This is a genomic window from Ralstonia pickettii (assembly GCF_030582395.1).
Classification (GTDB): domain Bacteria; phylum Pseudomonadota; class Gammaproteobacteria; order Burkholderiales; family Burkholderiaceae; genus Ralstonia; species Ralstonia pickettii_D.
Genome location: NZ_CP104382.1, coordinates 283,740 through 301,962 on the forward strand (window position 1 = coordinate 283,740; position 18,223 = coordinate 301,962).

The 18,223-nt window shown below is 65.7% G+C and carries 13 protein-coding genes; 11 read left to right on the top strand and 2 right to left on the bottom strand.

Annotation, left to right across the window (positions count from 1 at the left end; translation table 11 throughout):
- Positions 1 to 3: 3 nt before the first annotated feature.
- Positions 4 to 933, top strand: a complete 930-nt coding sequence (locus N5B55_RS18035; protein ID WP_304540849.1) for a LysR family transcriptional regulator — start codon at positions 4 to 6, stop codon at positions 931 to 933.
- Here N5B55_RS18035 and N5B55_RS18040 read toward each other — a convergent pair.
- Positions 909 to 1,925: an AraC family transcriptional regulator gene (locus N5B55_RS18040; RefSeq protein ID WP_304541860.1), complete on the bottom strand. Its 1,017-nt coding sequence runs from the start codon at positions 1,923 to 1,925 to the stop codon at positions 909 to 911. The genes N5B55_RS18035 and N5B55_RS18040 overlap by 25 nt on opposite strands.
- Positions 1,926 to 2,096: 171 nt before the next feature.
- On the opposite strand from N5B55_RS18040, the gene N5B55_RS18045 reads away from it, so the two are divergent.
- From N5B55_RS18045 to N5B55_RS18075, 7 genes are all read left to right on the top strand, one after another.
- Positions 2,097 to 3,230, top strand: coding sequence for an acyl-CoA dehydrogenase (locus tag N5B55_RS18045; RefSeq protein WP_304540851.1), 1,134 nt, complete (start codon positions 2,097 to 2,099; stop codon positions 3,228 to 3,230).
- Positions 3,231 to 3,291: 61 nt separating this feature from the next.
- Positions 3,292 to 4,986, top strand: a complete 1,695-nt coding sequence (locus N5B55_RS18050; RefSeq protein WP_304540852.1) for an AMP-binding protein — start codon at positions 3,292 to 3,294, stop codon at positions 4,984 to 4,986.
- Between the two features lie 72 nt (positions 4,987 to 5,058).
- Positions 5,059 to 6,606: a CoA-acylating methylmalonate-semialdehyde dehydrogenase gene (locus tag N5B55_RS18055; protein ID WP_304540854.1), complete on the top strand. Its 1,548-nt coding sequence runs from the start codon at positions 5,059 to 5,061 to the stop codon at positions 6,604 to 6,606.
- 19 nt (positions 6,607 to 6,625) lie between these two features.
- Positions 6,626 to 7,519, top strand: coding sequence for a 3-hydroxyisobutyrate dehydrogenase (mmsB, locus tag N5B55_RS18060; RefSeq protein ID WP_304540856.1), 894 nt, complete (start codon positions 6,626 to 6,628; stop codon positions 7,517 to 7,519).
- Positions 7,519 to 8,316, top strand: a complete 798-nt coding sequence (locus N5B55_RS18065; protein WP_304540858.1) for an enoyl-CoA hydratase — start codon at positions 7,519 to 7,521, stop codon at positions 8,314 to 8,316. Before mmsB ends, N5B55_RS18065 begins: the two co-directional genes overlap by 1 nt.
- Entirely contained in the window at positions 8,313 to 9,464 is a 1,152-nt protein-coding gene (locus N5B55_RS18070) for an enoyl-CoA hydratase/isomerase family protein (RefSeq protein WP_304540860.1), read from the top strand. Before N5B55_RS18065 ends, N5B55_RS18070 begins: the two co-directional genes overlap by 4 nt.
- A 354-nt stretch (positions 9,465 to 9,818) precedes the next feature.
- Positions 9,819 to 11,588: a phospholipase D-like domain-containing protein gene (locus tag N5B55_RS18075; RefSeq protein WP_116575311.1), complete on the top strand. Its 1,770-nt coding sequence runs from the start codon at positions 9,819 to 9,821 to the stop codon at positions 11,586 to 11,588.
- Positions 11,589 to 11,615: 27 nt separating this feature from the next.
- Here N5B55_RS18075 and N5B55_RS18080 read toward each other — a convergent pair whose 3' ends face one another.
- The gene (locus tag N5B55_RS18080; protein WP_304540863.1) at positions 11,616 to 13,109 is read right to left on the bottom strand and encodes an acyl-CoA synthetase; all 1,494 of its coding nucleotides are present in this window, start codon (positions 13,107 to 13,109) and stop codon (positions 11,616 to 11,618) included.
- A gap of 349 nt (positions 13,110 to 13,458) precedes the next feature.
- Between N5B55_RS18080 and N5B55_RS18085 the strand changes: the two genes are divergently transcribed.
- The 3 genes from N5B55_RS18085 to N5B55_RS18095 are packed head-to-tail and all read left to right on the top strand — an operon-like array spanning position 13,459 to position 18,136.
- Positions 13,459 to 16,293, top strand: coding sequence for a xanthine dehydrogenase family protein molybdopterin-binding subunit (locus N5B55_RS18085; RefSeq protein ID WP_304540865.1), 2,835 nt, complete (start codon positions 13,459 to 13,461; stop codon positions 16,291 to 16,293).
- A complete protein-coding gene (locus tag N5B55_RS18090; RefSeq protein WP_065854089.1) occupies positions 16,290 to 16,850 on the top strand; it encodes a (2Fe-2S)-binding protein in 561 nt (186 codons plus the stop codon). Before N5B55_RS18085 ends, N5B55_RS18090 begins: the two co-directional genes overlap by 4 nt.
- Positions 16,850 to 18,136, top strand: coding sequence for a cytochrome c (locus tag N5B55_RS18095; RefSeq protein ID WP_304540867.1), 1,287 nt, complete (start codon positions 16,850 to 16,852; stop codon positions 18,134 to 18,136). Before N5B55_RS18090 ends, N5B55_RS18095 begins: the two co-directional genes overlap by 1 nt.
- The last annotated feature ends 87 nt before the right edge of the window (positions 18,137 to 18,223 follow it).

Genomic DNA, 18,223 nt, shown 5'->3' on the forward strand with positions numbered 1-18,223 from the left:
ACCGTGGACATCCGCCTGCTGCGTTATTTCTCGGTGCTGGCCGACGAGCTGCACTTCGGCCGGGCGGCGGCGCGCCTGTTCATGTCGCAGCCGCCGCTGAGCCAGCAGATCCGGCTGCTGGAAGACGAGATCGGCACGCCGCTGTTTGTGCGCAGCCACCATCGTGTGGAACTGACGGCGGCCGGCCGCACGCTCAAGGAGCAGGCGCCGCTGGTGTTTGCGCAGCTCAACCGCGCGCTGGATCTCACCCGGCAGGCAGGCCGTGGCCAGGTCGGCGAGCTGGAGATCGGCATGATCAGCTCGGTGATGGTTGGGCTGCTGCCCGAAGCGTTGCGCCAGTTTCGCGAGCGGTACCCCGGGGTTGAATGGCGCTTGCAAGAGATGACGCCAGCCGCGCAGGTGGCCGCGCTCAAGGAGCGCCGCATCGATGCATGCATCTTCCGGCTGGGGCAGGAAGACCCAGCCGTGCGCAGCGAACTGCTGCAGCACGAGCCCATCGTGATGGCGTTGCCCGCCACGCACCGCCTGGCCGGGCACACCAGCCTGGCCCTCGGCGATTTTGCCGGCGAGTCGTTTGTCGCGTTCGAATCCAAGCGATCGCGCTTTGCCGATCATCTGCTGCATCTGTGCATCCAGGCGGGCTTTGCGCCGCTTGTGCGCCAACAGGTGACCGAAGTGCAGACGCTGCTGGCGCTGGTGAGTGCGGGTTTTGGTGTGGCGCTGCTGCCGGGCTCGACGGCCAATCTTGCACCGCCCGGTGTGGTCTTCCGCCCGCTGGAGCCGGCGCTGCCGCCTGTGCCGCTATACGTCCACTATCGAGTGGACGATCACTCGCCGGTGCTCAAGGCGTTTCTGGATACGTTGCGAGAAGTGAGCGGCACGAGCGAAGGTACCGTCGCCGCGCAACCTCAGTCTGCACGGGCCAGTCGATAGTCCGTCGGCCGCATGCCTGTCCACTTGCGGAAGGCGCGGTGAAAGGCGCTCGGTTCCGCAAAGCCGACCGCGACGGCAATGTCGGCGATGGTGCGGCGCGTGTCCTGCAACTGGCCGATGGCAATGTCGCGCCGCAGGTCGTCCTTGATCGACTGATACGTGTGGCCCTCGAGCTTCAGGCGCCGCCGCATGGTGGCCTCGGCCACGTTCAGTTTGAGCGCCATTGCATCCGAAGCGGGCCAACTGGCCACCGGGAGGTTACGCAGCATCTTGCGCACGCGCGCAGCGAACGAATCCGGGTTGCGGTACTTGACGATGAAGCTGCCCGGCGCATCGCGCAGGAACGTCTTGATGGACGCGGCCGTCTGAATGACCGGCAGGTCCAGAAAATCGGGCGATAGGTCGACGTACGACGCATCCTGCTTGAACGCCATGTCGTCGCAGAACATCAGGCGATATTCCTGCGCATCTTGCGGCGCCGCGCAACGGAAGCGCGCGGCAATGAAGGGAATGCGCCGCCCCACGAGCCAGCACACCAGCCCGTAGACCATGATGAGCCACGTGGCGTAGGTGAACATGGGCGGCACCCGCGTGCCCTTGCGGTGCACGAAGACGAGGCGCACGCGGTCGGGGCTTTCTTCAACGCGCACATGCAGATCGTCCAGCACCAGCCGCAGAAAGCCCGTGGCCCGGGCCAGCGCCTGCCGGCCCGTGCGAGCGGTGAGCGCCGCCTGCGTCATCGCCACGAAACTGCCCCAGCGCATGGGGTGTGCATCCTGCCCGAAGAACTCGTCGTCCATCGCCTGCGCAATGCCGGCCCACAGCGCGCCGTACTGCGCGGACGACACGCGGCTGCGCGGTTGCGCCAGCATCTGCGGCGTGATGCCCGCGGCGGCCATGATGGGCTGCGTGTCGACGCCATGCGCGCGGGCGCGCGTCACGGCCTCGTTGACGAGGCTGACAGAGACGGTTCCTTTCTCGTTGTTTTTCATCGGCATGGCAAATCCGCTCACGCAAGTTGATCGTGACGGGCATCGAAGCCGCCCGGCCGCGTGCCTACACTTTTTCCCCATCGAACCCGAGCGCCGCGGGCTGCACAGTGTAAGGCGCCTGCACAGGCAGCGTCACGCGGCCCCAGCCAGCAAACAAGCAAGAGCCAAGCGATGGACGACTTCTATACCGAAGAGCAGCGAATGATCCACGACGCTGCGCGCGCCTTTGCCACCGAACGCCTGGCGCCCAACGCCGCGCAGTGGGACCGTGACGGCGCCTTGCCCGACGAGGTGGTGCGCGAGATGGGCGAGCTGGGCCTGCTGGGCATGATCGTGCCGGCGGAGTGGGGCGGTTCGTACACCGACTACGTGGCCTATGCGCTTGCGCTGGAAGAGGTGGCTGCCGGGTGCGCTGCCAGCGCGACGATGATGAGCGTGCACAACTCGGTGGGCTGCGGCCCCATCCTCAAGTTCGGCACCGCGGCGCAGAAGGCGCGTTACCTGCCGGACCTGGCCACGGGCCGCGCGATTGGCGCGTTCTGCCTGACCGAGCCGCACGCCGGCTCCGAAGCCAACAACCTGCGCACCCGTGCGGTACTGCGCGACGGCAAGTGGGTGCTCAACGGCAACAAGCAGTTCGTCACCAACGGCGCACGCGCGGACATCGCCATCGTCTTTGCCGTGACGGACCCTGATGCGGGCAAGCGCGGCATCTCGGCCTTCATCGTGCCGACGGACACGCCGGGCTTTCACGTTGGGCGGCCCGAACACAAGCTCGGCATTCGCGCATCGGACACCTGCCCGATCACGCTGGAAGACTGCGCCGTGCCCGAAGAGAACCTACTGGGCGAGCGTGGCGAGGGCCTGAAGATCGCGCTGTCGAACCTCGAAGGCGGGCGCATCGGCATTGCCGCGCAAGCCGTGGGCATTGCGCGTGCCGCCTTCGATGCAGCGCGCAACTACGCGAATGAGCGCATTCAGTTCGGCAAGGCGCTGCGCGAGCACCAGACCATCGCCAACATGCTGGCCGACATGGCCACGCGCCTGAATGCGGCGCGCCTGCTCGTTCACCACGCAGCGCGCCTGCGCAGTGCAGACAAGCCGTGCCTGTCGGAGGCCTCGCAGGCCAAGCTCTACGCGTCGGAACTGGCGGAAGAGATCTGCTCCAACGCCATCCAGATTCACGGCGGCTATGGCTACCTGGCCGACTACGCCGTCGAGCGCCACTACCGCGATGCACGCATCACCCAGATCTACGAAGGCACCAGCGAAGTCCAGCGGATGGTGATCGCGCGGCACGTGTAGCACGCACCGCGCACATCGACCGAATACGAAAGAGCGCAAACGCGCCGACCAGGAGACGACGATGAACGAAGCGGTATCTGCAGCACAGGGTTTTGTGGAAGCGCGCGATTTTCTGCTGCGCCATCGCACCGACTACGACCGGGCGTATCGCGAGTTTGCGTGGCCGAAGCTGGACACGTTCAACTGGGCGCTCGACTACTTCGATGTGATGGCGCGCGGCAACGACAACCCGGCGCTGTGGATCATCGATGACCCGCAGAGCGAAGGGTTGAAGCTGTCGTTTGCGCAGATGTCGGAGCGCTCGTCGCGCATGGCGAACTTCCTGCGTGAGCTTGGCATCGTGCGTGGTGACCGTCTGCTGCTGATGCTGCCCAACCGCGTCGAACTGTGGGACGTGATGCTCGCGGCGATGAAGCTGGGCGCGGTGGTGCTGCCGGCCACGACGCAGCTTTCGCCGGATGACGTGCGCGACCGCGTTGAGTTGGGCGGTGCGAACTGCGTGGTCGTCGATGCGGCGGAGCTGAACAAGTTCGACAGTGTGGATGCAAGCATCAAGCGCATCGCCGTGGGTGCGCAGCGCGAAGGCTGGATCGACCTGGCAGCAGCGTACGAGGCGCCGGCGCAGTTCGCGCCCGACGGGCCGACCAAGGCAACCGACCCGTTGCTGCTGTACTTCACCTCGGGCACCACGTCCAAGCCGAAACTGGTGGAACACACACACCAGAGCTACCCCGTCGGCCACCTGTCGACCATGTACTGGATCGGCCTGCAGCCCGGCGACATCCACTGGAACATCAGCTCGCCCGGCTGGGCGAAACACGCGTGGAGCTGCTTCTTCGCCCCGTGGAATGCGCAGGCCTGCGTGTTCGTCTACAACTACGCGCGCTTCGTGCCGAAGGACACGCTGGATGTGCTGGTGCGCTTTAACGTGACCACGCTGTGCGCGCCGCCCACCGTGTGGCGCATGCTGGTGCAGGAGCCGCTGGCCTCGTACGCCGTCAAGCTGCGCGAGATCGTCGGCGCGGGCGAGCCGCTGAACCCCGAGATCATCGAGCGCGTGCGCAGCGCCTGGGGCGTGACCATCCGCGACGGCTTCGGCCAGACCGAGACCACCTGCCAGATCGGCAACACGCCGGGCCAGCCGGTCGTGCCGGGTTCGGTCGGGCGGCCGCTGCCCGGCTACCGCGTGGAGCTGGTCGACCACGATGATCAGCCCGCCAGCGAAGGCGAAATCGTGCTGCCGCTCTCGCACCGCCCGCTCGGCCTGATGCAGGGCTACGCCAACAACGCCAAAGCCACGGCCGAGGCGATGCGCAACGGCTATTACCACACCTCCGACGTGGCGATGCGGCGCGACGACGGCTACTTCGTCTATGTGGGCCGCACCGACGACGTGTTCAAGTCGTCCGACTACCGCCTGAGCCCTTTCGAGTTGGAAAGCGTGCTGATCGAGCACGAAGCCATTGCCGAGGCCGCCGTGGTGCCGAGTTCCGATCCGCTGCGGCTGTCCGTGCCAAAGGCATTCGTGACGGTGCGCCAGGGCTATGAGGCCGGCCCTGAACTGGCCCGGGCCGTGTTCCTGTTCTCGCGCGAAAAGCTGGCGCCCTACAAACGCATCCGCCGGCTGCAGTTCAGCGAGCTGCCCAAGACCATCTCGGGAAAGATCCGCCGCGTCGAACTGCGTCGGCGGGAGCTTGAGCGCACGCCCCAGCCGGCTCGCTTGCCTGGCGAGTACTGGGAAGAAGACTTCGCCTGATATGCCCATTCCGCATTGAACCGATCACCACTACCGAAACCGCAACCGATACCGATTCGCCAGGAGACTCCCATGAGCGCCGTTGCCTCTCTCGCTTCCGCCAAGCCTGCCGCACAGCAGGACACCCCGCCCACCGTCAAGCTGCTGATCGGCGGCGAGTTTGTCGAATCGCAGTCGAAGGAATGGCGCGACATCGTGAACCCCGCCACGCAGGAAGTGCTGGCGCGCGTGCCGTTTGCCACGGCCGGCGAAGTGGATGCAGCCATCCGCTCCGCACATGCTGCGTTTGCCACGTGGAAGAACACGCCGGTCGGTGCGCGCATGCGCATCATGCTGAAGTTCCAGGCGCTGATCCGCGAGCACTCGCCGCGCATTGCCCGCACGCTGACGGCCGAGCAGGGCAAGACGCTGCCCGATGCCGAAGGCGATATCTTCCGCGGGCTGGAAGTGGTGGAGCACGCGTGCTCGGTGGGCTCACTGCAGCAGGGCGAATTTCTGGAGAACGTGGCCGGCGCGGTCGACACCTACACGTTGCGCCAGCCGATTGGCGTGTGCGCCGGCATCACGCCGTTCAACTTCCCGGCCATGATCCCCCTGTGGATGTTCCCGATGGCCATCGTGTGTGGCAACACGTTTGTGCTCAAGCCTTCGGAGCAGGATCCGCTGTCGACCATGCAGCTGGTTGAACTGGCGCTCGAGGCCGGTGTGCCGCCCGGCGTATTGAACGTCGTGCATGGCGGCAAGGACGTCGTGGATGCACTGTGCACGCACGAACACGTGAAGGCGATTTCGTTTGTGGGCTCGACCGCAGTGGGCACGCATGTTTACCGCCTGGGCAGCGAGCACGGCAAGCGCGTGCAATCGATGATGGGCGCCAAGAACCACGCCGTGGTGCTGCCCGACGCGAACCGCGAGCAGGCCATCAATGCGCTGGTTGGGGCGGGCTTTGGCGCAGCGGGGCAGCGGTGCATGGCAACCTCCGTGGTCGTGCTGGTTGGCGCGGCACAGCAGTGGCTGCCGGACCTCGTGCAGAAAGCCAAGGCGCTGAAGGTGAACGCCGGGGTGGAGCCGGGCACCGATGTCGGCCCGGTCGTCTCGCGCGCGGCCAAGCAGCGCATTCTCGGCCTGATCGAGTCGGGCGTGCAGCAGGGTGCCACGCTGGCGCTCGATGGCCGCAATGTGCGCGTGGCCGGTTACGAAGGCGGCAACTTCATCGGCCCGACGATCTTCACCGACGTGAAGACCGACATGGACATCTACACCAACGAAATCTTCGGGCCCGTGCTGCTGGTGCTGACTGTGCCTACGCTGGACGACGCCATTGCGCTGGTCAACGCCAACCCGTTCGGCAACGGTGTGGGCCTGTTCACGCAGAGCGGCGCATCAGCACGCAAGTTCCAGAGCGAGATCGACGTCGGGCAGGTCGGTATCAACATTCCCATTCCGGTGCCCGTGCCGTACTTCAGCTTTACCGGCTCGCGCGGCTCCAAACTGGGCGACCTGGGCCCGTACGGGAAACAGGTCGTGCAGTTCTATACGCAAACGAAGACGGTCACGGCGCGCTGGTTTGACGACGCGGTCGATGCCGGCGGCGTGAATACCACCATCAGCCTGCGCTGATCGCACCGGGAGCGTTGACATGAAAATCGCATTCATCGGCCTGGGCAACATGGGTGCCCCGATGGCGCGCAACCTGCTCAAGGCGGGCCACGCGCTGACCGTCTTTGATTTGAATACGCAGGCAGTGGGCGCGCTGGTGGAAGCCGGTGCCGTGGCCGCTGTGTCCCCCAAGGACGCCGTGACGGGCGCGGAGACCGTCATCACCATGCTGCCTGCCGCCGCGCATGTGCGCCATGTGCTGACGGCAGAAGACGGCGTGCTGGCGGGCATCGCCAAGGGCGTGCCCATCATCGATTCGAGCACCATCGACCCGGCCAGCGCCAAGGCGCTTGGCGCGTTGGCGGCCGAGCACGGCAACCCCTTCGTCGATGCGCCAGTCTCGGGCGGCACGGGTGGCGCGGCAGCCGGCACGCTGACCTTCATGGTGGGCGGCAGCGCGGCGGCGTTCGAGCAGGTGCGTCCGGTGCTGTCCGCCATGGGCAAGAATCTCGTGCATTGCGGCGACACCGGCGCGGGGCAAGGCGCGAAGATCTGCAACAACCTCGTGCTCGGCATCACGATGGCCGGCGTGGCCGAAGCCATGTCGCTGGGCGAAGCGCTGGGCATCGACCCGAAGGTGCTGGGCGGCATCATCAACACGTCGACGGGGCGCTGCTGGAGTTCGGACACCTACAACCCCTTCCCGGGCGTGATCGACACCGCGCCGTCCTCGCGCGGCTATACGGGCGGATTCGGTACTGACCTGATGCTCAAGGATCTGGGCCTGGCCGGTGATGCCGCAAAGTCGGTCCGTCAACCCGTCTACTTGGGTGCGCTGGCACAGCAGCTCTATCAAACCGTGAGCAGCAAGGGCGATGGCAAGCTGGATTTCTCCGCCGTGATCAAGCTGTATCGGAAAGACGGAGCGGCGTGATGATCGAACTGGAAACGCTGCATGAGGGCACCGTCGCGGTGCTGACGCTCAAGCGTCCGCCGGCCAACGCGTTCACCCCGGAAGGTCTGCTGCAGTTGCAAGGCACCGTCGAGCGATTGAACGCCGACGCACGCGTGCGCGCCATCGTCGTCACCGGCGATGGGCCAAAGTTCTTCAGCGCGGGCGCTGATCTGAACACCTTTGCCGATGGCGACCGCGATGTAGCCCGCGAGGCCGCTGCACGTTTCGGTGCCGCGTTCGAGGCGCTGCAGAATGCGCGCCCAGTGGTGATCGCGGCCATCAACGGCTTTGCGATGGGCGGCGGTCTTGAGTGTGCGCTGGCAAGCGACATCCGCATTGCCGAAGCGCACGCCAAGCTGGCCGTGCCCGAGACGGCCGTCGGCCTGCTGTGCTGCGGTTGCGGCACGCAGACGCTGCCCTGGCTGGTGGGCGAAGGCTGGGCCAAGCGCATGATCCTGACCGGCGAGCGCGTCGACGCGCAGACCGCTCTGCGTATCGGCCTGGTGGAAGAGGTCGTGGAAACCGGTGCGGCGCGCGAAGCGGCCATTGCCATGGCGCTGCGTGTGACCACGTTGAGCCCGCAGGCCGTCACCTTCAGCAAGCAGCTCATCCACTTGGCGCGCAATGGCGTGCCGCGAGGTGCGGCGTTGGCTGTGGAGCGCGAGCGCTTTGTCGATCTGTTTGACCACCCGGATCAGCGCGAAGGCGTGAACGCCTTCCTTGAGAAACGCGCGCCGCGCTGGCATTCCGCACACGAATCGGAGACGCTGCAATGAGTGTCGTCCAACTGCAGGCGCGGCCAACCGAGGCCGCCGCTGCCGAACCCGAGGTGTTGATGCGCGTGGTCAACCGCGTGGCCGTCATCACCCTGAACCGTCAGGCTGCCCTGAATGCACTTTCGCACGGCATGGTGCGCCAGTTGGCGACGCTGCTGGAGCAATGCCGCCACGACGACGGCATCGTCGCGCTGGTGCTGCGCGGTGCGGGTCAGAAAGGCTTCTGCGCGGGTGGCGATGTGCGGGCGCTCTATCAGCTTGCGCAGCAGGGCCGCATGGACGGCGACGACGGCTGGCTGCAGTTCTTCGTCGACGAATACCGGCTCGACTACGCGCTGCACCAGTTTCCGAAGCCCATCGTTGCGCTGATGGACGGCATCACCATGGGCGGCGGCATGGGCCTTGGGCAGGCGGCACGGCTGCGTGTCGTGACCGAGCGCACGAAGATGGCAATGCCCGAGACGCGCATCGGCTTTCTCCCGGACGTGGGCGCCACGCGCTTTTTGAGCGTGATGTCGCCCGAGCTGGAGCTGTATGTTGGCCTGACGGGCGTGACGCTGATCGGCGCCGACGCCTTGCATTGCCACTTGGCCGATGTGTGCGTGCCCGCCGAATGGCTGGCGTCGTTTGAAGACCGTCTGCAGCGCATGCCGCACGATGGCGACCTCATGCAGGCGCTGCGCCGCGTGTTCGAGCCGCCTTGCAACATCGTTCCGCACGCGCCGCTTGCACAGGCGATGCCGTGGGTGCTGCGCTATTTCGATCGGCGCTCTTCGGTCGATCGCATGGTCGCCACGCTGCGAGAGAGCCTCGAGCGCGAGTCGGCACGCGAGCCGCGTCAATGGCTGCAGGCGACGCTGGATGCCATGACCACGCATTCGCCGACGATGCTGCATGTCACGCGCGAAGCGTTGCTGCGGGGCCGGCAGTTGTCGCTGGCGGAATGCTTTCAGATGGAGCTGGGCATTGTTGCGCGCGGAATCCAGGAAGGGGATTTCTGTGAAGGCGTGCGCGCGCATTTGGTGGACAAGGATCACCGCCCCGGCTGGGCGCCTGCCACGCTGCCGCAGGTGCGGCCTGAGCGCGTGCGTCACTTCTTGACATCCCCCTGGCGGGCGGAAGCGCATCCGTTGGTGGGGCTCGCGTGAAACGCAATGCCATGTGAACGGCATGTCGCAAATGCGATCGTTAGCGCGCATGAGGCGCTTTGTCCCGGCCAATAAGTCGGTTCCGTGACAAATTTCTGTCATAACTTACGTGTAACTTACACGGGCGAGGAGAGGTCACCCCTCACGTTCTCATCGTACGCAGCGGCTTCCGCTGCGTTTTTTTTTGCCTTACGGGGCACATGCGTGTTGGCCGATCTGCAGATCGGATTGAAACCGCTTTGAAGTCACCGCCTGCCAACCCGCATGGCAGCTAGGTTTTGGTACCCTGCGTCAGACTGTTGTCACAATCGCCGTGCTAACTGGCCGCATGCTTTGCCACCTCAGGAGGCTCTCATGGCGACATCCGTCGATTCATTCCAGGTGAAGGTGTATCAGGGCGACAGCGCGGTGCTGTTCGCTTTTGATGTGGCCGACGCCGAGCGCGCCGATCTGGCAGGTTTTGCCATTCAGTGCACGCCGCAGGGCGGAGCGCCGTATTGGGTGCCCAACCGGCTGACCTTCGACACGCCCATTCATGCAGACGCGCCGCTGAAGGCCGGCAAATACGCCGATTCCATCGACGCGCCGTTTCAGTCTTTCCACTGGGTTCACTTTCCGCCGCATGCGGCTGGGCAGCTCAGCTACACCATCCACGCGCGCTACTTTGTCTCTACGAACCCCGTGCAGCTGGAGACGCGCGCGACGCGCATCGTCACGGTCACGCTGCAGCAGCCGATGAGCGATTGGGCCACCGTCGGCATGGTGCGCGGGTATGTGTCGTCGCAGGCGTTCATCGACCACTACGGCGGCAACACGGCGCTGGCGCCCGACAAACGCGCGCAGACCAAATCGCCGCTGCTGTACGACACGCAGCCGTATCAGAACAAGTACGCCTACCTGGGGGCGACGGGTCGCCATCTCATCATCGATCTGCTGAACCAGTGCCACGCGTCCGACGGATACGGCATCGACGTGCTCGCCTACGACCTGGACGAACCGGACATCATCCGTGCCATTGCTTGGCTCGCGCAGAACGGTCGCAAGGTCCGCGTGATTCAGGACAACTATGTTGGCACCGGCGCCAACCCGGTGGGCCACGGCACCGACAACGCGTTTGAGACGCAGGCCGCCGAGTACTTCAAGCAGGCCGGCGCGGAGGTCCGCCGGACGCACCTGGCGCGGTTCCAGCACCACAAGGCGATCCTGCTGCGGGACGCGGCCGGCAAGCCGGTGCGCGTGCTGGCCGGTTCGGCCAACTTCTCGCTGCGCGGGTTGTACGTGCAGGCCAACAGCGTGCTGGTGTTCGAGCAAGACGCCGCGCAGCTCTACGCGCAGGTGTTCGAGCGTCTGTGGGGATGGATCGACCAGTACGGTGAAGACGCTGCGGGCAGCCGCAAGGTGGCCGCCGCCTTTCGCGCCGATGCGCTGGCTGCCAGCTGGCAGGCCGTGCCGCAAGGCGGCAAGCCGCGTGCGCGCTTCGGCTTCTCGCCGCATCAGACCGATGCGTTGCTCACGGAGGCCGCGGACCGTGTGAAGGGCGCGCTGTCGTCCGTGCTGTTTGCGGTGATGGCCACCGATGGCGGCGGCGCGATGCTGAACACGCTCGAGCAAGTGGTGCCGCACAAGGCTGGGCTGCTTTCGCTGGGCGTGATCGACAAACAGGGTGGCGTCGACGCCTTTGCCCCCGGCCGCGATGTGCCCTCGCAGACTGTGTCGTTTGCGTATTTGAAGGACGAAGCCCCTGCGCCGTTCAAACAGGAAGTGGATGCCGGCACCGGCCAGCACATTCACCACAAGTTTGTCGTGTGCGATTTCAATGGCGATGAGCCGGTCGTGTTCTGCGGCTCGTCCAACCTGTCGAAGGGCGGGGAAGAGCAGAACGGCGACAGCCTGATCGCCATCTACGACCCGGCCATCGTCACGGCCTATGCGATCGAGGCCATCCGCCTGTTCGACCACTACCGCTTCCGTGCAAGCGAATCCAAGGCGACGGCCGACAAGCCGCTGGTGCTGAAGACGACCAGCGCATGGGCCGACCCGTACTACGATCCGCAGAACATCAAGTTCACGGAGCGCACGCTGTTCGCCAAGTCCGGCACGGCGCAGGAGGCGGCCGTCGCGTGATCGGCTCCGGCAGCGGTTCGTGCGCCGTCATACGCGCCGCTGCCGGTCGCCCCACCATGCATCGCGCAGGCGGCGCTTGGCGATCTTGCCGTTGTCGTCGCGCGGCAGCGCTGTGGTGAACTCGATCTGGCGCGGGATCTTGAAGCCGGCAATCTGGCCGCGCAGCCATTCGATCACGAACTCGGCCTGCAGGTCTTGGCGTTCGGTCTGCACCACGGCAACAAGCCGCTCGCCGTACTCGTCGCACGGCACGCCGAAGACCGCGCAGTCGACCACATCGGGGTGGCGCAGCAGCGCATGTTCGATCTCGGCCGGGTAGATGTTGACGCCGCCCGAGATGACCATGTCCGATGCGCGGTCGCACACATACAGATAGCCGTCGGCATCGAGGTAGCCCATGTCGCCGAGCGTGACCAGGCCGTCGCGCTCGATCTTGCTGCGCGCCTCATCGTTGCCGCGGTAGGTGAAATCGGGATAGGCGGGTTGGTGGCTGTAGATCAAGCCGATCTCTCCGGTAGGGCAGGGCGTGCCGTCTTCACGCAGGATGCGCACGCGTGCGTCGCACACCGGGCGGCCGGCGCTGCCGGGGCGGGCGGCCGCCTCGCGCGGGTCCATCACAGTGATCATGCCGGTCTCGCTCGACGCATACGTTTCGTAGATGACGGGGCCGAGCCAGTCGATCATGCGGCGCTTGATCTCCGGCGCGCACGGTGCACCAGTGGACGCCACGAAGCGCAGCGAAGACAGGTCGTATCGGCTGCGTTCTTCGTCGGTCAGCTTGAGCAGGCGCACATACATGATGGGCACGAGGTAGACGGTGTCGATGCGGTAGCGCTCGATCTGCTCGAGCACGCGCAGGGCATCAAAGCGCGCGTTCACCACCAGCACCTCCGCCATCTGCGCGGCTTGCTGGGCAAAGAGGCTCGGCGCGCTGTGATACAGCGGCGCCGGCACCAGCGCACGGCAGCCCGGCACGATGCCGAACGTTGCAGCCACCACGGCGCGTGCCTTCTGCAGATGCGCCTCGAGCTGATCGAGTGGTACGGCCTGGCGTACCACGCCCTTGGGGCGGCCCGTGGTGCCCGAGGTATAGGCCATGTGCCCGCGCGGAGAAACGATCGGCCCGTCGTACGGCGTCTGCAGCGCAAGCCAGTTGGCATAGCCGTCGGCGCGGTCGGTGCCTTCTGCATCCACGCGCAGCAGCTGCACGTGTGCCGGTAGCAGCGGTTCTGCCGCATCGACGAGGTCGCGATGGCCGATCAATACCTTGGCACCCGAATCGCGCACCAGAAACTCCACCTCGGCCGGCGTGAAGTGCCAGTTGATCGGGCAGAAGTAGCACCCTGCGATGCGGCAGGCGTGCATCACGTCGATGTAGGCGGGTGCATTGCGCAGCAGTACGCCGATCACATCGCCCTCCTGCACCCCCATGCGGCGCAACCCGCCGGCAAGGGCGGCACCGCGCGCGAGCAGCGTATCGGCATCGGTGGGGCGATCATCGAAGATCAGGTGGGCAGTCATGCGTGTCTCCTTTGGCGGGTCTCTATGTTGTTAGGTTTTGACCGGACGTCAGCTCAACGTGCGCAGCATGCCGGATCGCCCCAAGCTGAACAATCTGCCCCAGGTTGCCCACACTGGTGAACGCGATTGGACAACGAAGGCTGCTGCGGTGCCCGCCTTGCTGCCGGAATGCTGCGCATGCACAAGAGTGTGCCAAGGCAGATAACGGGCGCCGAATAAGCGGTATTCGCCGGTTCGCCTTGTTTTGCGTCAGGGCACGAACCAAAATCGAAAGAGGCGGAGCCGCTTGCATCCCCCGCACTTGCCCGCCTCTCTTTCCCCTCATCATCCTCCCCTCGAGGAAGAATTCATGCCGCTTACCCATCCGTCACGCCGCGCTTTCCTGAAAGCGACCGTCGTGGCCGGCGTCTCGGTGGTCATCGCACCGTTGGGCGGCCGCGCATTTGCGGCCCTGTTCGAAGAAAAGATTCTTACCCCTGTCCAGTGGGACCCAAAGACCGGCACGCCCAAATTCCGCATCGACGGCATTGCCAAGGTGACGGGCGACAAGGTCTTCGCGCGTGACATCCGCTCGCGCGACATGCCGCACTGGCCGCAGCAGCAGTCGCATGCATTCATCCTGCGCACCACGCTGGCCGATCGTACGTACGAAGGGTTCGACCTGAGCCTGCTGGGCGACGAGCTCAAGCCCGATCGCGTGGTGACGGCAGACGACCTGGCGCGCGATGGTGTGGCTTTCCCCGCCTTCTATGGCGACGACATGCTGCTGCCCACCGGCAAGACGCCCGCCTACCTGGGCCACGCCGTGGCCATCCTGATCTATCACGACTTCGCGCGCTTTCGCTTTGCGAAAGACAAGCTCAAGTTCCAGGACAAGATCATCCGCTATGGCGCGCAGACCGGGCCGCTTGAGCGCGACCCCTGGGGCACCTTCCGCTTTGTGCGCGTGGGCGGCGCAAGCCCGTATGACGACGATGTGTTCTCCAGCCTGAAGAATGCGCCGATCTTTCCGAGCATGATGCGCAAGCACGAGCCCGTGTGGCCTGACGGCGTAGACCACGGCAAGCTCGGCGAGCAGGGCATCTTCTACGCCAACCAGATCGCCGCAGAACTCGACAAGCCGCCGGCCGACTGGCTCGTGCTGGAGCGCGAGTACAACACGCAATCGGTCGATACTGCCGCGCTCGAAAATGACAATGCCAACTGCTGGTACGACGCTGCCACGCAGACGCTGCACATGGTGGTGCCAACGCAGAGTCCGGTGGAGGTAGGCGAAAGCACGGCCGAGATGATCGCCAAGGCCCGCGGCGCGTTCCCGGTGAAGCAGGTGATCGTGCACCCTTGCTACACGGTCGGCTACGGCTCGAAAGACCACTACAACTTCCCGTTCTATGGCCTCGTGACGGCGCTGTATGCCGACGGCAAGCCGGTGCGTCTGGCGAATGACCGCTACGAGCAGTTCCAGACTTCCATCAAGCGGCACGCATTCAAGATGCGGTACCGCATCGCTGTGGACAAGAAGACTGGCCTGTTCCAGTCGTTCCAGGGCCACTTCGAGGCCAACGGCGGCGGGCGTGCCAATTTCTCGCCATCCGTCGCGATGGTGGGCGCAACGGCCGCGCAGTCGATCTACTACTTCCCGAAGAACGACCTGACGGCCGTGGCGATTGCCTCCCGCGCCATCGACGCGGGCTCCGCACGTGGCTACGGCACGCTGCAAAGCATGGCCGCGACCGAAGTGATGGTCGACGAGTTTGCCGAGCAGTTGAAGCTCGACCCGATCGAGTTCCGCCTGAAGAACGCGCTGCGTTCGGGCATGAAGAACACACAGGGCGCGATTCCCGCCGGCGCCATCCGCGTGGATGAAGTGCTGCAGGCGGCCAAGGTGCATCCGCTGTGGGTGAATCGCGCGAAGAAGAAAACCGAGTTTGAAGCCGCCCACCCGGGCAAGCGCTACGGCGTGGGGTTCGCGTGCGTGCAGAAGGATTTCGGTACGGGCGCCGAGGCGTCGTTCGCCAAGGTGGAGATCCGCGCCGATGGACAGATCACGCTGCATCACGTGGCCGCGGAAATCGGCACGGGCATGTCGACCTCGCAAGCCGTGGCCGTGGCGCGCTGGCTGGGCCGCCCGGCAGCGGAAGTGCGCGTGGCGGTGACGGACTGGGCAGACCTGCCCGTCGTCACGAGCGGCGACCCGTATCTCATGAGCCAGGCCGATCAAGACAAAGCATCGGCCAACCCGCGGTGGTCTCCGGCGTATGCGTCGCCGTCGAGCGCGACCAACTCGGCGTACTACTTCACGCACAGCACGCGTGAGGCGGCGCGCATCGTCTTCATGCATGGCCTGTGGCCGGCAGCAATGGCGATCTGGAGCCAGGGCATTGGTGGCGGCCAGGCGGCCTCGCTGGTGGTGCGCGTGGAAGACGCGCGCTGGGTGGACGGCAAGCTTACGGCCGGCGGCCTGGAGGCGCTGCCCTATGAACAGATCGTCAAGAAGGCGCACGAACTGGGTCTGGTGACGGGCGCGGTGGTGCACGCGTTCAACCGCTGGCAATGGTCGGAGGCCGATTTCGAAGTCAACGGTGCAGCCACGCGCGTGCCCATCGACGCGTTGTCCGTACGCTACGGCGACGGTGCCGACGCGGCACGCAAGGCCAGGATGACAACCCCCGGCGGGTATCACGTGCTAGATCGCAAGAAGGTCTACATCGCGCCAACGCAGCGCAACAACGCGTCGGTCACGTACTACAGCGCGGTCGGCACGCTGGTCGAGCTGTCGGTGCACGAAGCCAGCGGCAAGGTCGATCTGCTGTCGCACCACTCGATCATGGAGTGCGGCACGCAGATATCGCCGCAGCTTGTCTCGGGGCAATTGCAGGGCGGGCTCGCCATGGGCATTGGCCACGCGCTGCACGAAGCGCTGCCGCTGTACGAAGACGGCCCCGGCAACGGCACGTGGAACTTCAACCGATACCACCTGCCGCGCGCCAAGGACGTGGCGGTGTGGACACAGACCGGCACGGTGCTCCCGCCCATATCGGAAACCGATCCGCCCAAGGGCATTGCCGAGGTGGTGATGATCCCGGTGGTGGGCGCCATTGTGAACGGCATCGCGCATGCCATCGGACACCGCTTCACCAGCCTGCCAGTGACCGCGGAAAAGATTCAGGAGGTACTGGCATGAGCAACACGACCATCACGACACAACCGCTCACCGTGCATATCAACGGCAAGGACGTCGGCCCCACGCAAGTGCCCGAAGGCCTGATGATGATCGACTTCCTGCACGAATACGCCGGCCTGACCGGCTCGCGGCTCGGCTGCGGGCAGGGCGTGTGCCGCGCCTGCACGGTCATCCTCGACAAGCCGGACGGCACCAGCGAAGAAGTGCGTACGTGCATTACCGGCGCGCATTTCTTCCAGAACAAGAAGGTGCGCACGGTGGAAGGGCACGCCAAGCGCGATGAGAAGGGCGAGGTGGTGTCGCTCACGCTCGTGCAGCAGAAGTTTCTGGAGCACTTCAGCTTCCAGTGCGGCTATTGCACGCCGGGGTTCGTCAACGGGGCGACGGTGCTGGTGGAGCGCCTCAAGCGCGAGCCGGTGGCGCGCGACAAGCTTGACGAGACAATCACCGAAGCACTGAACGACCACATCTGCCGCTGCACAGGCTACGTGCGCTACTTCGAGGCCGTGAAGGACGTCGTCCTGAGCACGCCCGGGCTCGTCAAGGACGGCAAGTGATGGCTATCGCTGAATTGACGCAATTGACTCAATGGACACGAAAGGCGCTGCTGCCGCTGCTGGCCGCTGCGGCGTTGTCCGCCTGCGGCGACCGCTCCACCGAGATCCCGCCCGCCGCCGACCAGCCGCCGCCGGCCAAGCTGACCGGCGCCGACCTGATCAACCGCGGCCGCGCCCTCGTGCGCGCAGCGGACTGCGCGGCCTGCCACACGGCCAAGGACGGTGCGCCGTTTGCCGGCGGCGTGGCGCTGGCCTCGCCGTTTGGCACGTTCTACGGCACGAACATCACGCCTGACAAGGCGCAGGGCATCGGCAAGTGGAGCGCGGACGATTTCTACAAGGCACTGCACGACGGCGTCACGCCCGACAAACACCTGTATCCGGCGATGCCGTACACGTCGTATCGCGGCCTTTCGCGCGGCGATACCGATGCGATGTATGCCTACCTGATGCAGCAGGTGAAGCCGGCGGCCGTCGCCAATCGCGAGCACGAGTTGCGCTTTCCGTACAACATCCGCATCGCCATGGCGGGCTGGAACGTGTTCTTCCTGAAGAACGCGCTGCCCGATGCATCCGTCGGCAACACAGCAGCGTGGCAGCGTGGCCGGTATCTGGCCAACGCGCTGGGCCACTGCGCTGAGTGCCACAGCCCGCGCGGCTTTGCCGGCCAGCTCGATGCCGGCAAACCGCTTTCCGGTGCTGCGCTGGGCCGCGTGGTCGCGCCGGACATCACGCCTGCCGGCCTGGCGGCGCGTGGCTGGACGCAGGGCGACCTGCAGACGTTCTTCAGCGTGGGCATCGCGCCGCAGGGGTCCGCGTTTGGCGAGATGTACCCGGTGGTCCACCTGAGCACGCAGTACCTCAGCCCGGCCGATGTGGCGGCACTGACGACGTATCTGCTGGGCGACAAGGCGCCCGCGCCGCAGCCGCTCAAGCCGGTCGCCGCCACGCCTGAGAATGTCGATCAGATCAAGGCCGGACGCGCGCATTACCTCGCCGTTTGCGCCGGCTGTCATGGCCGCGATGGCGAAGGCAAGCCGCACGTGGCCGTGCCGATGCTGGGCAACGCCATCCTGCGCAATGCCGACGCGCATAACCTGATCGTCTCGATGCTCGACGGCATTGAAGCGCAGCGCTTCCCGGGCACGGAAGCCATGCAGGAGATGCCGGGCTTTGCGCAGATGAGCGATACGGAACTGGCCGATCTGGCCAACTACCTGCGGACGAGTTTTGGCGGGCAACCGGCCGATGTCGCCGCAGACCGCGTGAAGGGTTTGCGCCAGTAAGCGACACGCCCGAAGCAAAAAAGGCCCGCCCCGGGATGACGCCGGGGCGGGCCATTTTTCTGGGCGGCGCGCGATTGTGCCGGGTTG

What these genes read in the sequence shown, in the direction of transcription:
- N5B55_RS18040 (WP_304541860.1), bottom strand. Translation starts at nt 1,925, where the DNA reads ATGAAAAACAACGAGAAAGGAACCGTCTCTGTCAGCCTCGTCAACGAG.
- N5B55_RS18045 (WP_304540851.1), top strand. Translation starts at nt 2,097, where the DNA reads ATGGACGACTTCTATACCGAAGAGCAGCGAATGATCCACGACGCTGCG.
- N5B55_RS18050 (WP_304540852.1), top strand. Translation starts at nt 3,292, where the DNA reads ATGAACGAAGCGGTATCTGCAGCACAGGGTTTTGTGGAAGCGCGCGAT.
- N5B55_RS18055 (WP_304540854.1), top strand. Translation starts at nt 5,059, where the DNA reads ATGAGCGCCGTTGCCTCTCTCGCTTCCGCCAAGCCTGCCGCACAGCAG.
- mmsB (WP_304540856.1), top strand. Translation starts at nt 6,626, where the DNA reads ATGAAAATCGCATTCATCGGCCTGGGCAACATGGGTGCCCCGATGGCG.
- N5B55_RS18065 (WP_304540858.1), top strand. Translation starts at nt 7,519, where the DNA reads ATGATCGAACTGGAAACGCTGCATGAGGGCACCGTCGCGGTGCTGACG.
- N5B55_RS18070 (WP_304540860.1), top strand. Translation starts at nt 8,313, where the DNA reads ATGAGTGTCGTCCAACTGCAGGCGCGGCCAACCGAGGCCGCCGCTGCC.
- N5B55_RS18075 (WP_116575311.1), top strand. Translation starts at nt 9,819, where the DNA reads ATGGCGACATCCGTCGATTCATTCCAGGTGAAGGTGTATCAGGGCGAC.
- N5B55_RS18080 (WP_304540863.1), bottom strand. Translation starts at nt 13,109, where the DNA reads ATGACTGCCCACCTGATCTTCGATGATCGCCCCACCGATGCCGATACG.
- N5B55_RS18085 (WP_304540865.1), top strand. Translation starts at nt 13,459, where the DNA reads ATGCCGCTTACCCATCCGTCACGCCGCGCTTTCCTGAAAGCGACCGTC.
- N5B55_RS18090 (WP_065854089.1), top strand. Translation starts at nt 16,290, where the DNA reads ATGAGCAACACGACCATCACGACACAACCGCTCACCGTGCATATCAAC.
- N5B55_RS18095 (WP_304540867.1), top strand. Translation starts at nt 16,850, where the DNA reads ATGGCTATCGCTGAATTGACGCAATTGACTCAATGGACACGAAAGGCG.